Annotated in this window: 14 protein-coding genes and 1 pseudogene; 6 read left to right on the forward strand and 9 right to left on the reverse strand. The window is 37.7% G+C overall.

Annotation, left to right across the window (positions count from 1 at the left end; translation table 11 throughout):
• Positions 1 to 48: 48 nt before the first annotated feature.
• From HRG09_RS18755 to HRG09_RS18765, 3 genes are all read right to left on the reverse strand, one after another.
• Complete coding sequence (locus HRG09_RS18755) at positions 49 to 1,395, reverse strand: GntP family permease (RefSeq protein ID WP_174102390.1); 1,347 nt, start codon at positions 1,393 to 1,395, stop codon at positions 49 to 51.
• A gap of 118 nt (positions 1,396 to 1,513) precedes the next feature.
• On the reverse strand, positions 1,514 to 3,049 hold the full coding sequence (gene gntK / locus HRG09_RS18760; protein ID WP_174102391.1) for a gluconokinase: 1,536 nt from the start codon (positions 3,047 to 3,049) through the stop codon (positions 1,514 to 1,516).
• Complete coding sequence (locus tag HRG09_RS18765; protein WP_174102392.1) at positions 3,042 to 3,773, reverse strand: GntR family transcriptional regulator; 732 nt, start codon at positions 3,771 to 3,773, stop codon at positions 3,042 to 3,044. The genes gntK and HRG09_RS18765 overlap by 8 nt, the downstream gene beginning before the upstream one ends.
• A gap of 330 nt (positions 3,774 to 4,103) precedes the next feature.
• On the opposite strand from HRG09_RS18765, the gene gndA reads away from it, so the two are divergent.
• The gene (gene gndA, locus HRG09_RS18770; protein WP_174102393.1) at positions 4,104 to 5,513 is read left to right on the forward strand and encodes an NADP-dependent phosphogluconate dehydrogenase; all 1,410 of its coding nucleotides are present in this window, start codon (positions 4,104 to 4,106) and stop codon (positions 5,511 to 5,513) included.
• A gap of 192 nt (positions 5,514 to 5,705) precedes the next feature.
• On the opposite strand, the gene HRG09_RS18775 is transcribed toward gndA, so the two are convergent.
• Both HRG09_RS18775 and zwf read right to left on the reverse strand, forming a co-directional pair.
• Complete coding sequence (locus HRG09_RS18775) at positions 5,706 to 6,317, reverse strand: cyclase family protein (RefSeq protein WP_174102394.1); 612 nt, start codon at positions 6,315 to 6,317, stop codon at positions 5,706 to 5,708.
• A 28-nt stretch (positions 6,318 to 6,345) separates the two neighbouring features.
• A complete protein-coding gene (gene zwf, locus HRG09_RS18780; protein WP_217448096.1) occupies positions 6,346 to 7,821 on the reverse strand; it encodes a glucose-6-phosphate dehydrogenase in 1,476 nt (491 codons plus the stop codon).
• Between the two features lie 391 nt (positions 7,822 to 8,212).
• Here zwf and HRG09_RS18785 point away from each other — a divergent pair, with 391 nt between their 5' ends.
• The 3 genes from HRG09_RS18785 to yunB all read left to right on the forward strand — a co-directional run bounded on the left by HRG09_RS18785 (position 8,213) and on the right by yunB (position 10,962).
• Positions 8,213 to 9,604 carry a bifunctional metallophosphatase/5'-nucleotidase gene (locus HRG09_RS18785; RefSeq protein WP_174102424.1) on the forward strand — a complete coding sequence of 464 codons (1,392 nt, stop codon included), beginning with the start codon at positions 8,213 to 8,215 and terminating at the stop codon, positions 9,602 to 9,604.
• Between the two features lie 67 nt (positions 9,605 to 9,671).
• Entirely contained in the window at positions 9,672 to 9,974 is a 303-nt protein-coding gene (locus tag HRG09_RS18790) for a YunC family protein (protein WP_026594181.1), read from the forward strand.
• Between the two features lie 250 nt (positions 9,975 to 10,224).
• Positions 10,225 to 10,962, forward strand: coding sequence for a sporulation protein YunB (gene yunB / locus HRG09_RS18795; protein ID WP_174102396.1), 738 nt, complete (start codon positions 10,225 to 10,227; stop codon positions 10,960 to 10,962).
• Between the two features lie 72 nt (positions 10,963 to 11,034).
• Here the strand turns inward: yunB and HRG09_RS18800 are convergent, their stop codons facing one another.
• Positions 11,035 to 12,033, reverse strand: coding sequence for a M23 family metallopeptidase (locus tag HRG09_RS18800; protein ID WP_174102397.1), 999 nt, complete (start codon positions 12,031 to 12,033; stop codon positions 11,035 to 11,037).
• 190 nt (positions 12,034 to 12,223) lie between these two features.
• Between HRG09_RS18800 and lipA the strand changes: the two genes are divergently transcribed.
• Both lipA and HRG09_RS18810 read left to right on the forward strand, forming a co-directional pair.
• A complete protein-coding gene (lipA, locus tag HRG09_RS18805) occupies positions 12,224 to 13,120 on the forward strand; it encodes a lipoyl synthase (protein WP_174102398.1) in 897 nt (298 codons plus the stop codon).
• A 59-nt stretch (positions 13,121 to 13,179) separates the two neighbouring features.
• Positions 13,180 to 13,509 (forward strand): DMT family transporter, encoded by a 330-nt coding sequence (locus HRG09_RS18810; RefSeq protein WP_174102399.1) that lies wholly within the window; start codon positions 13,180 to 13,182, stop codon positions 13,507 to 13,509.
• 206 nt (positions 13,510 to 13,715) lie between these two features.
• On the opposite strand, the gene HRG09_RS18815 is transcribed toward HRG09_RS18810, so the two are convergent.
• The 3 genes and pseudogenes from HRG09_RS18815 to HRG09_RS18825 all read right to left on the reverse strand — a co-directional run bounded on the left by HRG09_RS18815 (position 13,716) and on the right by HRG09_RS18825 (position 14,920).
• Positions 13,716 to 14,192, reverse strand: a complete 477-nt coding sequence (locus HRG09_RS18815; RefSeq protein ID WP_174102400.1) for a YbaK/EbsC family protein — start codon at positions 14,190 to 14,192, stop codon at positions 13,716 to 13,718.
• Between the two features lie 19 nt (positions 14,193 to 14,211).
• Positions 14,212 to 14,379: pseudogene (locus HRG09_RS18820) on the reverse strand (YoaP domain-containing protein); the annotation flags it as partial.
• On the reverse strand, positions 14,375 to 14,920 hold the full coding sequence (locus HRG09_RS18825) for a histidine phosphatase family protein (protein WP_174102401.1): 546 nt from the start codon (positions 14,918 to 14,920) through the stop codon (positions 14,375 to 14,377). The gene HRG09_RS18825 and the pseudogene HRG09_RS18820, both read right to left, overlap by 5 nt.
• Positions 14,921 to 14,968 lie beyond the last annotated feature (48 nt).

Raw genomic sequence — 14,968 nt, forward strand, 5'->3', positions numbered from 1 at the left:
ATGCTATAGCCGATTAATCCACCCGTTACCGTGGAGTTCAAAAAGTAACTATACAAATAAGCTTAGTAATAAAGTAAATCCTAATCCAGATACGGAAATGATAGTCTCAAGTAAGGTCCATGTTGCAAATGTTTCTTTCATGCTTAAACCAAAATATTCTTTGAACATCCAGAAACCAGCATCGTTCACATGTGAAGCAATTAAACTACCAGCTCCTGTTGCAAGGACAACTAAGGCAAGGTTAACGTCTGTGTTACCTAACATTGGAATCATTAAACCGACAGTTGTTAATGAAGCAACTGTAGCAGATCCTAAGGAAATACGTAAGATGGCAGCGATAATCCATGCAAGCAAAATTGGTGATAATGAAGTTCCTTTGAATAATTCGGCTACATAGTTACCAACACCGCCATCAATTAATACTTGTTTGAAGGCTCCACCTCCACCAATGATTAAGAGCATCATCCCAATATTTGAGATAGCTGTTGTACAAGATTCCATCACGTTTTTGATTGGAATATTTCTTGCTAATCCCATTGTATAGATAGCAACTAATAAGGATATCAACATGGCAGTATCTGCATTCCCAATAAACTGGATAGCTGCTAGTAAACTATTATCTTCAAATCCTATTGTTTTTTGCAGCAAAGTAATAATCGTAGCGATTGCCATTAAAATAACAGGTAGTAAAGCGGTAAAAACACTGATTCCAAAACTAGGCGTATCTTCAAGTTTAAATACTTTCTGTTCACCTAGAGAGCTTATATTACCGGTTTTTTTGAATGCTTCAGGTACTAGCTTTTTCGCAATTTTAGTAAATACAGGTCCAGCTAAAATAACTGTTGGAATAGCTATAATAAAACCGTAAAGTAATACTTCACCAATGTTTGCACCAAGTTCACCAGCAATAGCGGTTGGTCCTGGGTGTGGCGGCAAAAATCCGTGTGTTACAGATAGAGCTGCTGCCATCGGAATACCGAGATACAAGATTGAAACTTTTAGTTCTCTTGAAATGGCAAATACAATCGGAATTAATAATACTAATCCTACTTCAAAAAATAATGCAATACCGATAATAAATGAGGCAGTCACGACAGCCCATTGAATGTTCTTTTTACCGAATTTGTTCACAAGAGTCATAGCAATGCGTTGTGCGCCCCCGGCATCTGAGAGCAATTTGCCTAACATCGCACCAAGTCCAAAAACGAGTGCTAAATGGCCAAGTGTGCCGCCTAATCCTGCTTCAATGGTTTTTACAATTTTTTCTGGTGGCATTCCAAGTGTTAAAGCAACACCGAACGATACAATAATTAATGAAATAAATGTGTTTAATTTAAAGCGCATGATTAATACAAGTAATGCTAAAATCCCAATTGCTACAATGACTAATGGCATCGTAATTTCCCCCCTAATATTAGCTTTATTTGTGTTTATCCCCTTATTTTTGAGCAGTAAGCCCCGACCTCAAGATTCAAAGAGAGATGAGGAGTGGGGGGGGGCACTGATAAAATTTTCACTTTATTAAGCTTCTTTGATAATTGGCAATCCGTGTATAATCGTCTTCTAATGCTCTTGATAGGTTGATAAATATCGGTAGTAATTGTCTGTATTCTTTTGTTGCTTCTTCTGTTGGTGTGTGTTTGTAGGTGCTGCCAACCATTTCGGAAACGATTTCAAAAGAATCGATTTTTCCCGTGGCATAGAGACCTAATATACATGCACCTAGACAGGAACTTTCGTAGCTTTTTGGAACAACGACTTCAGATGCGAAAATATCGGACATCATTTGTCGCCAAACGTCAGACCTTGCGAAACCTCCTGTTGCTTGAATCCTAGTTACAGGACCGTCCATGCATTCGGTTAATGCTAAAAATACAGTGTATAAATTATAAATAACGCCTTCTAAGGCTGCGCGAATCATGTGTTCCTTCTTATGTGACATCGTTAAACCGAAGAATGAGCCGCGTACATCTGGATTCCATAATGGCGCACGTTCACCCGCGAGGTATGGATGGAATAATAATCCGTCTGCACCAGGTCTCACACGTTCAGCAATTTTCGTTAATACATCGTATGGATCAATTCCTAGTCTTTTCGCAGTTTCTACTTCTGATGAGGCAAGTTCATCGCGAATCCAGCGAAGGACCATTCCGCCATTGTTTACTGGTCCACCAATTACCCAATGCTTTTCCGTTAAGGCATAGCAGAATATTCTTCCTTTTTTATCTGTTTGTGGCTTGTCAATTATGGTTCGAATGGCACCACTTGTCCCGATTGTGACCGCAATCTCGCCTTTTCTAATTGCATTCACACCTAGATTCGAAAGCACTCCATCACTAGCACCAATGACAAACGGTGTTTGTGGGTCGATACCAATTCTTTTCGCTACATCTGGATTACAGTTGCTGTATATTTTGGTAGTTGGTACGAGTTCAGATAATTGAGCAGGTGTTATACCAGCAATTTTTAAAGCTTCTTCATCCCAATCTAGTGTTTTTAAATTCATCATACCCATGCATGAAGCGAGGGAATGATCGACAACATATTGATCAAAGAATTTTTTAAATATATATTCTTTGATTCCGATATATTTTTTCGTTTTAACAGCGATTTCAGTATGGTCATTCACAATCCAAGTAATTTTACTTAATGGTGACATGGGGTGAATAGGTGTTCCTGTTCGTCTATAAACTTCATGACCATTCAGTTCATCTTTGATTTTATGTGCCCAGGCCTCACTGCGATTATCTGCCCAGGTGATACAAGGTGTCAGCGGCTGGTCATTTTCATCCATGGCAATGACACTATGCATGGCACTGCTAAATGAAATAAACGATGGTTTTTTATCTGAATGATGTTTCGTTATATTTGAAATCGATTGCAAAACAGCTTGAAAAATCTCTTCTGGATCTTGTTCCGCTGTGGATATATCCGGTGTGCGAAGTGGGTAACCAATATTCTCTGTTTGAATGACTTCGCCTTTTTCAGTAAATAATACTGCTTTGGTACTTGTTGTACCAATATCTATACCTAACATGTAGCTACTCATGTTCTTGCTCTACTCCTTTAGATAATATTTGTTGTGACATCCAGAGGTCTTCAACTTTCCCTTGAACATCATCAAAGTTTTGATGTAAGGCTTCAATCATGAGGGCTCGATCTTTTGATTCGATTGCTCTTATATAAAGCTCATGATTTTTGATAATACGTTCAAAGTCTTCGTACTTTTCTTTGAAACGGGTACGCATTGATAAAAGAATGAAGCCTTCCATAACAGGCTTTAAATTATTCCAAATCATCAAGATATAGGAATGCTGAATGGCGCGAATAATCGTTTCATGGAATAAGACATCTTGATAAGAAAACTCATCAGCATCATGATATTTGATGGCGATTTTCATCATTTCCATAATTTTATTCAGTTCCCTTACTAACTCATTTGTGTCTATCTTTACAAGCCGTTCAAAGATAAACGTTTCTATGAGTAAACGGACATCATATATTTCTTCGATTTCTTTTTCGGTTAAACCAATGACAACGGCACCCATTCTTTCTAAGCGAATGATATTTTCAGAAGCCAATACTTTTAGTGCTTCACGAACGGGTGACCGACTTACAGAAAAATCGGCAGCTAATTTATTTTCTGATAGAATGGTACCGCTTTCAATTTTGCCTGAAATAATACGCATTCTCAGTTCGCTTGCAACACGATCACCAGTAGAAGCTTTTGAAAGCCATTTTTCAGGATAAAGAAATTCCATTGATTCCGCCATAACTTCACCTTCTTATGTTAATCAAGTATACTTGTATACAAGTATTATAACTCGGATTTTTAATTATGCAAGCGCTTTTATTTTATGGGGGAATCGGTAATAAAATCCAATCTTCAAAACGTACAGGGCATAGCCTGGTTTAAGGTGGGGATGAAGAAAACCCTCACTGATGGAAAAATCGTTGCAATGTCCTTATGATCTAGGTTTACAGATCTCGACTGAATCTCATATTAAAATTAACAAAATATATTACTTGATTAAAGTTTCACTTAGGCTTATATATTATAATATAGTCAAGACAACATGCAGCATAGAAAGGAACGATGAAATATGCCAAAGCAACAAATTGGAGTTGTTGGTGTGGGCGTTATGGGAAAAAGCCTTGCACTTAACTTTGAGAGTAGAGGGTATTCTGTTGCCCTATATGATATTTCAAAGGAAAAAGTAAATGAAATCATTGAGGAAAACAGCGGTAAAAACTTGGTTGGTACTCATATGGTTGAAGAGTTTGTTAATGCACTTGAATCACCTAGAAAAATTTTATTAATGGTTAACGCAGGGGAAATTACAGATAAAGCAATTGATTCGCTGCTTCCTTATCTTGATAAAGGTGATATTTTAATTGACGGCGGTAATACATACTTTGTCGATACAATTCGCCGAAATAAACGTCTTGCCGAAAAAGGAATCAATTTCATTGGTGCAGGTGTGTCAGGCGGAGAAGAGGGTGCATTGAAGGGGCCGTCTATTATGCCGGGCGGACAGAAGGATGCATATGAAAAAGTGAAAGATATGCTTGAAAATATTTCTGCAAAAGTGAATGGTGAACCTTGCTGTTCTTATATCGGACCGGATGGAGCAGGTCACTATGTAAAGATGGTTCACAATGGTATTGAGTATGGAGATATGCAATTAATTTGTGAGGCATATTTCTTCTTGAAACAAACACTTGATTTGACTGCAGAAGAGTTTCACGAAATATTTGCTGAATGGAATAAGGGCGAACTGAACAGCTATCTAATCGAGATTACAGCAGACATTTTCACGAAGAAAGATGAAGAAACTGGAAAGCCATTAGTGGATGTTATTCTTGATACTGCGGGACAAAAGGGCACAGGGAAATGGACAAGCCAAAGTGCACTTGATTTAGGTATTTCTCTTCCGATTATCACAGAATCTGTATTCGCACGTTGTATTTCTGCTTTAAAAGAAGAGCGTGTGCATGCAAGCAAATTATTATCTGGCCCTAAAGATAAACCAGCGCTTGGAATTGAAAAAGCAGAATTAATTGAAGCAGTGCGCCAAGCTTTATATATGAGTAAAATTTGTTCTTATGCGCAAGGATTCACGCAATTAAAGGCAGCTTCTGAGGAATATGACTGGAACCTTGATTTTGGCAGCATTTCTATGCTTTGGAGAGGCGGATGTATTATTCGTGCAGCCTTTTTACAGAACATTAAAGAAGCTTATGAGAAGAACACTGACTTATCGAACCTTTTACTTGACCCATACTTTAAAGAAATTGTGGAGTCATACCAAGGCGGATTACGTCAAATTATCTCATTGGCTGTACAACAAGGTATTCCGGTACCTGCATTTTCAGCGGCGATTTCTTACTATGACAGCTATCGTACTGCAACACTACCTGCAAACTTGTTACAAGCGCAGCGCGATTATTTTGGAGCACATACGTATAAACGAGTAGATAAAGAAGGTACATTCCATACGAAATGGATATAAAATAAAAGATGGACCAAGATTGAAATCTTGGTCCATTTTTTTATCCCGCATTAACGGGCAGTAATACTCCCACCTCAAAATTCGGCGCAAGCAAAGAAGTTAGGTGGGAGATAAACTGCCCGTAAAGGCCCGATTGGTTCAACTAATAAGCAGTGGGGGATGAGGAAAACCCCCACTGCTTAAAGTTTCACTTTATTGAAATAATAACACACGCGCTGGTGCTGCATCTGTACCCATTAGTTTTAATGGAGCTGCGACCATAAAGTATGTTCCTGCTTCTACTTCTTTAAATGTTAATCCTTCGATTACAATAATATCGTGTGCAAATAGTGTTTTATGAGTTGGATGGCCTTCTTGTGCACGTTCAACACCTAATGCATCAATACCAACACCGCGAATGCCTTTTTCAGCAAGCAGCTTCGCACCGCTTTCAGCTAAATAAATAAAATCAAAGTTAAATTCTTCATCGAAGGAGTTCTTTGTTTTAAATAATACAAAATCCCCTTTTTGAATATCAAAATCTTTCAGGTCTTCAGCAGTAATGCCGCCTTCAACATGTGTCAGGTCAAAAACCTTTGCTTCGCCCACTAATTTCTCGATATCAAGTGTTTCAAACGTGTCTCCGTCATTGATCATATGTAAAGGCGCATCAATATGCGTTCCTGTATGAGCATCCATTTTTAATATGGATTCTGTTACATGGCCGTTTGTAACTTTAGAAAGTTGAGGCTGTTTTTCCGGTTTATTTTTATATACAGGCATTCCTTCGTAAATAGGTACTGTAATGTCATATACTTTCTTCATAAAAATTCTCCTTTCGCCTTTGCTATGATTAGATTGAGTAGTCACTATCATCTGAAATTGGCCACCAATGGAAGCCGTTTTCTGCAAGCAAATCATCAGAAGCTTGAGGTCCCATTGATCCTGATTCATAAGTAAGTAAATCGGTTGATACATCCTGTTTCCATGCTTTAGAAATAACATCAACAAATTTCCATGATAAGGCTACTTCATCCCAGTGAGTAAAGTTTGTTGCATCGCCTTGAATTGCATCATATAGCAGCTTCTCATAAGCTTCTGGTGTATTTACTCTGTCTAAGCAGTCATTGCAGTAATCAAGTTTAAATGGTGTCGTCTTTTCAGAAGTACCGATTTTCTTACCATTTAAAACAAGAGAAATTCCTTCATCCGGCTGAATATGAATAATAAGCAGGTTCGGATGAACGCTGTTTTCTGATTTAGAATATAAATTCATTGGCAATTCTTTAAACTGAATAACGATTTTTGTTGATTTCTCTTGCATGCGTTTACCTGTACGAATGTAGATCGGCACACCAGACCAGCGGAAATTGTCTATTAATAATTTACCCGCCACAAATGTTTCCGTTCTTGAGTTTGGATCCACCTTATTTTCGCTTCTGTACCCAGGAACTTCTTTTCCGTTGATTGTTCCTGTACCATATTGACTTCGCACAAAATATTGATCCACTTCTTCTACTGCTATTGGTCGAAGTGCACGTAATGCTTTAATTTTTTCGCTTCGGATTTCTTCTGTTGTTAAACGAATTGGCGGTTCCATTGCCAGTAAAGCAACCATTTGTAACATATGATTTTGTACCATATCTCTTAAGGCACCGGAATTGTCATAGTACCCTCCACGATCCTCTACACCTAAAGATTCACTGGATGTAATTTGAATATTAGAGATGTATCTATTATTCCACAATGATTCAAATATTGCGTTTGCAAAACGAATAACGCCAATGTTTTGAACCATTTCTTTTCCTAGATAATGGTCAATACGATAAATTTCATCTTCTGCAAATGCGTGACGAAGTTCTTCATTTAATTTTTGTGCGGATGGCAAGTCATGTCCAAAAGGCTTTTCAATAATCAATCGATTCCAGCCGCTTGAATTTGTCACGCCCTCTGATTTCAAGTAAGAAGCAATTGTTCCAAAGAATTCAGGAGCCATCGCCATATAAAACATTCTGTTTCCTGGAATATTGAATTGTTCTTCAAGGTTAGTAATTAATGCATTCAAATCTTGGTATGAAGCAGTATTCGTAACATCAAACGCTAAGTAGCGAAAATGAGTTAAAAATTCATCTAAATCATTCCCTGGTTCAATTTTTGACTCTTGAATAGAGGATAATACATTTTCACGAAATACATCGTCACTCCATTCACGTCTCGCTACACCAACAACAGCAAAATTTTTAGAGAGCTGTCCTTTTTTATATAGGTTATATATAGAAGGGAATAATTTTCTCTTCGCTAAATCTCCTGTTGCTCCAAATATAACCATAGTGCAATATGTATTGTTGTTATTGTTCACTGGGTACCCTCACCTTTATTAATGTATATTGAATAGTATCAAACAAAATTTTAACACAATTTGAAAGAAATCATCTCTACAATATGTAGTATGTAAGGAGATTATCTCATAGGTTATTTAAAAATTGTAGTTGGGGAATATTTGAAGCTTACTTTTATGTGTTATTTTAGATTTTTTCCACAAAAACGGAACTATTTAGTTTTTAACCCGGAATCTTTTCTATTTTCATGAAATCGCAGTACAATGTAAAATAGCAAGAAAAGGCGAAAAGTATTTACAGGATTATTGCACGCGTATAACGTAAAATGCAGTAAGGAACTGAGAGGAGGTTTTTTCTCTGGATATCAATAAAGAAACAATCATCCACCTTTATCATACAAACGATATACATAGTCATTTTGAAAATTGGCCACAAATTTCTCGGTTTGTACTCGAAGAGAAAAAGCGAAGACAGGAGGCTGGGGAGTCTGTTTTAACATTAGATATCGGCGATCACGTGGATCGTTTTCATAGTATTACGGAAGCGACAAATGGACTGGGGAATACGAAGTTATTAAACGAGGCGTTATATGATTATGTAACGATTGGAAATAATGAAGGGATTACATTAGCGAAGGAGCATTTAAACCATTTATATGATCATGCTGGATTTGAGGTGCTCGTAGCGAATTTATTTGAAAAAGAGGGCGTGCGTCCTACTTGGGCGAAGCCGTATAAACTTCATACAACTACAGAAGGAATTACTATAGCTTTGATCGGTTTAACAGTAGCCTATCCGGAGTTCTATAAGATGTTAGATTGGCATATTGAAGATCCGATGATGCATTTAGAATCCATTTTGGCAGAAGTAAAAGATAAAGCGCATATTACAGTTGTACTTTCCCATCTTGGGAAAAGTGCCGATGAGTATATGGCGGAGAATTATGATATCGATGTAATTTTAGGAGCACATACACATCATCTGTTTGAGCGCGGTGTTCTCGTGAATGGAACTTTACTTTGTTGTTGTGAAAAGTGGGGGCGTTACGTCGGCCATGTTCAGCTTACTGTGGATAAGGAAACAGGGCAGTTGTTGAAAAAAGATGGTAGAGCCATTAAAACAGAGCGTTTAAGTGCTTATAGTAAACCGTTATCCACAATTGAAATGTTGCAAAAAGAAAGTGAAAATATAATGGCAGAACCTGTGGTTGAGCTGAAGGAACCTTTACCAATTGATTGGTTTAAGGAAACACCATTTTCTAGTATACTGGCAAGCGCATTAAAAGAGTGGTGTAATGCTGAAGTTGGCATGGTGAATGCAGGGGTATTATTAGAAGGATTAAAAGAAGGGATTGTCACACGAGGCGATATCCACCGAATTTGTCCACATCCAATTAATCCATGTGCACTAAAAGTAAAAGGCAAAACATTACGGGAAGTTATTTTAAAAGCACGTCGTCCCAGTATGGAAGAGCTTGAAGTAAAAGGGCTCGGTTTTCGTGGGAAAGTGATGGGGAAAATGATTTATGATGGTATAGAAGTTATTCCGGATACGATTCCTGGAAATAAAATTTTGCTTAAAGATGTGCTCATTAATGGGGAGTCTTTAGAATTAGATCGCATATATACTGTTGGAACGATTGATATGTTTACGTTCGGGTACTTATACCCAGAACTATCCACACTTTCTGAAAAACAATATTATATGCCAGAACTCTTACGAGATGTGTTAACAGAGATGTTAATAACTTATACATCTTCCATTAAACTATAGGCTAGTTAACCTGTAACACTCATTTTTCTCTTTTCATAAAGATAAGAAAGAGAGGAGTGTGTGAACTATGGTGAATGTGGAACCGATTATAATTGATAACTATACGTTTATAGCGGTTAGTGTAAAGCTCCCAAAAACAAATTTGCTGGCTGTTATGAGCGATAAAGGATATATTATGTGTGGCGCTTTAGATGTCGGGCTCTTAAATGAGAAATTAGGAGACCGAGGAATTATTGCTGGTCGCGCAGTTGGTGTGAGAACAATTGAACAGCTGCTTGAAGCACCGCTTGAATCGGTTACGACTGGGGCCGAGGCTTTAGGCATTCCAGCAGGAACAATTGGAAAAGATGCACTATTAAAAATGATATAAGCATATATAAATACGGATTGAAAGACCGACATAAACTCATTCCTTTTAGGTAGTAGAGAGGATTCGCCGGTAGATAGAAGCGGTCGGTTCCTTTTTTAGTTCCATGCCATGTGAAAACAGAAGGAGAAAATGAGTGGAAGTCTCTTTTTATTTTATATAGCCGCAATGTATATGTTAGAAAATCAAATTGGATTTATATATATCGTCCCTCTTTCTTGCATAGAAATGATAATAGAAGGAGGGTTTTCTTATGCGTACATTTCGTCCAAAAGCTTCGCGGTTTCGAAAAGGGCCGCTTCCTTTTCGGCATGTACTACTCATTTCGTTTATCATTTTTTTATTGTTAACTTTACAAGGTTTCTGGATTGTGAATAAAAGTATTCAGCCGACATTGATTAAGTATGGAGAAGTGCAGACACATAAAATGGCAACGGTTGTTATGACGAAAGCAGTAAAGGATCGAATTAAGGAAGGATTTGATGTGGATTCATTAATGAAAGTACAAAACGATAAGAATGGAAAAGTATCCACAATCGATTTAAATACAAAGCAAGTAAATGAGATTTTAACATCAACTACTGCATACATAGAGAAATATTTGCATCAAGTGGAGAAGGGGGATATGAAGGCGCTCGGTCTTCCAGAAGAGACCGGGGTGTCGATGTCTGTTCCTCTTGGACGTATAACGGATAATGCACTCCTTGGTAATTTAGGACCAGATATTCCGATTGATTTTACAACAATCGGCCATGTGAATACGGATATTAAGCAAAATGTAAAACCGCACGGCATTAACAATACGGCAATTGAAGTGGTCATGGAAGTTGATGTGACGCTGCAGGTGATTATTCCCTTTCACACAAAAGAAGTTAAGGTAAAACAGCATATCCCAATTGCGACACGAATTGTACAAGGAGAGGTACCATCTTATTATGGAAGCGGTGGAGTTGTTGTGCCAGATAGTAAAGGAAAGAAAGCGGATGATTAACATATATATACTATAACGGATAAGTAAGTTTGAAAAAACATTATAGAATCTAAAAGGAAACAACCGTAGCAATTAGCTACGGTTGTTTTTTAAATTCGCGCGTTCTTTTCGCTCCCACAAACTTAAATGCATATATGGATCAAAAGCCCATTCTGTATAGCCGTTGTCTTTATACATACCAAAGTGTAAGTGCGGAGGGAATTTCCCAGATGTGCCAGGAGGGCCGTAGCCTGTGTTACCAACGAAGCCAATGACTTTTCCTGGTTCGACAATTTGCCCAAGTTGTATGTCTTTCGAAAATCCGCCTAAATGTGCGTAATAATGATAATTGTTATATAAATCGCGAATACCGATGCGCCAGCCACCGAGGCGATTCCAGCCCTTTGTTTCGATAATGCCATAGCAGGTAGACCTTACTGGTACGCCATGTCCTGCAAAAATATCGGTGCCTTCATGAATACGTCTTCCGCCAAAGCTGCGACCAGCACCGAATGTACTACGGTAGCTATTATCGCTATAAACAGGAAGAGGAAAAGCATTTCCTTGTAAGTTAATGCGATCATAGTGCTTATAGATGCGAGCATACTCGGTAATTAATTCAACCGTTTTTGCGCGTCTATAATATTCCCACAGCATAATTTTAATACGGTCTTCTGAAGTCCCTTGCTTCTTTATAATAGTTGCCATTGTGTGCAAAAGATCTCGGTCGTTATTTGCATTTGCAAATCCGTCTGTATCGCCATCTAAACCAATCCCGCCAAAGAGAGAAATCGTATGGGGCAATGTATCATTATAAGTGGCATTGGCAGGGCCAGACCACATTTCTGGTTTAAAGTAAATGGATATGACGGCATCAGGTTTTTTCGGAATATCTTTTCTTACGCTACGAATGTTACGTTCATATTGATCAATTGCGGCTACATAATACCAGGGAATATTAGTCTTTTGTTCAGTTTCCTTATATAATGTCATGCGCTGTTCATAAATTTGATTTTGATCCACTTCACCATAGGCAATACCTTGCCCAAGAAAAAAGTAAATAGAAAGAAATAGGGCAATCTTTCGAAGCATGAAAATAAACTCCTTTCACAACATCACTCTTTTTAGTGTGGGATATACGAGATATTTCATTATAGTAAATCATTGGTAAAAATTCTTGGAATCTTCATTTGAGCAAATCGCTTTCATACGTTAGAATAGATATGTTACATTGAAAGAAGCGAACACGGTAAACTATTTCATATTGTGCGGAGTTGATAACATGGCAAAACAAACAGAATATAAGCGCAAGCCCGAATGGTTGAAAATTAAGTTAAATACAAATGAAAACTATACAGGCTTAAAGAAAATGATGCGTTCTAAGCAGCTTCATACCGTTTGTGAAGAGGCAAAATGTCCAAACATTCACGAATGTTGGGCAGTAAGAAAAACAGCAACATTTATGATCTTAGGTGCGGTTTGTACACGTGCTTGTCGTTTTTGTGCGGTTAAAACAGGCTTACCAACAGAGCTTGATTTACAAGAACCAGAACGCGTAGCAGATTCTGTTGTACAAATGGGTTTAAAACACGTTGTTATAACAGCGGTTGCACGTGATGATTTAAAAGATGGCGGAGCAGCTGTTTTTGCTGAAACAGTACGCGCTGTTCGTCGTAAAAATCCATTCACGTCTATTGAAGTGTTACCATCTGATATGGGCGGGGTAGAAGAAAACTTAAAAATGTTAATGGATACAAAACCAGATATTTTAAACCATAACATTGAAACAGTACGTCGATTATCTGACCGAGTTCGCGCTAGAGCAAAATATCTTCGTTCATTAGAGTTTTTACGTCGTGCAAAAGAAATGCAACCTGATATTCCAACTAAATCTAGCATTATGGTGGGACTAGGTGAAACAAGAGAAGACTTAATTGAAGCAATGGACGACTTACGTGCGAACAATGTGGATATTTTAACACTTGGACAATATCTACAACCATCTAAAAAGCATTTACCAGTTATTAAATACTACACACCAGCTGAATTTGCTGAGCTGAAAGAAATTGCACTTAGCAAAGGGTTTAGCCACTGTGAAGCTGGTCCGCTTGTTCGTTCTTCTTATCATGCAGATGAGCAAGTACGTTCTGCAAAAGAAAATACAGCAGCAGCAAAATAATTGTAAAAAATCCTTCTTAGTGAGAATGCTAAGAGGGATTCTTTTTTAGGGGGAATCTTATGAAGGCTTTTTTATTTTTAGCGATTGCGATTGTAAGTGAAGTATTTGGGACAACGATGTTAAAGGTATCAAATGGTTTTACAAAAGTGCTTCCAAACATAGGAGTAGTATTAGGTTTTGCCTCAGCATTTTTCTTTCTGTCAAAATCGCTGCAACACATCCAACTGAGTACGGCTTATGCCATTTGGTCAGGAGTAGGAACAGCTTTAACAGCATTAATTGGTGTACTTATTTGGAAAGATGTCTTCACGTGGCAAACTGCTCTTGGAATTGCTCTTATTATAGGTGGGGTTATCGTACTGAATATGTCGGGCTCGGGTGCTCACTAAAAAGAGAGCTAAATTTAGCTCTCTTTTCGATATAAATTCATATGGATTTGCTGAAACACAAGCGGTGGCTATGAAAATAAAAGGGGAATCTCCACTTGTTAATTCCTTTTGTTTTCACATGGCATGGGGCGAAAAAAGGTCCTGACCGCATCTATCCACAGCAGGACGATCTCTCCCATCTAAAAGAAATGTTTTACCTGGATTTTTCAATTTGTTTTTCTATATTCTAAAACAGTATTTTGACATGTGGATAAAATCTTTTTTAATTCTTCTGTGGATAATTCAATTGTAAATTCTGGAACACCAGGTGTAATTAAAATTTTGTCATAGACATAGATGGAATGATCCACAATAATCGTTACATCCTGTGAATAACCAAATGGTGCCACGCATCCGGGAATACAGCCTGTTTGTTCTCTTAGTTCATCAGGTGAACAAATTGATAGGCGTTCTCCAGTGAGTTCTTTCATTTCATTTCTCTCGAGACGAGTTCCTTCCAGTGTGAAGAACACGTAATAGGATCCAGATTTTGATTTTAAAAATAAACTTTTACTAGGAGCCCCTTGCAAGCCGAGACGTTCACGAACGACTCGATCTGTCTCGTAATCGAGAACAGGTTCGTGCTCAAATTTTTCGTAGGAGGCATTTGTTTTATGTAATAAAGAGATAACTTCTTCGTACATATTTTGGTGATACCCCTTTCTATATTTGTTGCATATTCAACATCACTTTTTTAAATTTTTTCGCACTTAAAATTTCATGTGTCAAAAATTTTCCATTGTAAAAAGCTCCGTATGTTGTGAAGGCACAAGGAGCATGTTGTGCATCTTCTCGCGATGTCAACTGAATGCATTCAAAAGGGATATTATGTCCCCCACAATCTGTGGATTGTCGTTTGTTCATCGATTGTAATTTCATAAATATCGGGATTGCTTAAGCTTTTCCACTCTAGAAAACCAATTCGATCGTCAAAGTATTTTAAAAGGAGTGTTAATAAATTTCCATGTGTAACAAGTAATGTTACTTGTTGTTCTTGTTGTAAAATATCTTGAATAAGCGATGCACCGCGGTCCATCGCCTGCTTTGTTGACTCTCCACCTGAAAAGGCAATATCTATATTTGTAAACGTATATTCTAGTTTTTGTAGCCAATCGTCTAATGGAGCATTGCTCAATATGCGCTCTGCTAATCTTTCGTCTTCTTTAATTGGCAAATTTGCGCGCAATGCAAATGGTGCAATAGATTGAATCGTTCGGGTAAAAGGGCTTGAAATAATGGACTCTATTTGCAAGTTCTTCTGCATAAGAACATCAGCAAGGAATTGCGCCTGTTCCTCGCCTGCAATTGTTAACGCTGCATTTCTCTCTTGTCCAGTAGCTGAGCAGTGACGTACAACAATAACCTTTTTCAAAATTCATCCCTCATTTGTTCAAGTTGACGATACATACTTCGACAAAAA

Source organism: Bacillus sp. Xin1 (genome assembly GCF_013314535.1).
GTDB lineage: Bacteria > Bacillota > Bacilli > Bacillales > Bacillaceae_G > Bacillus_A.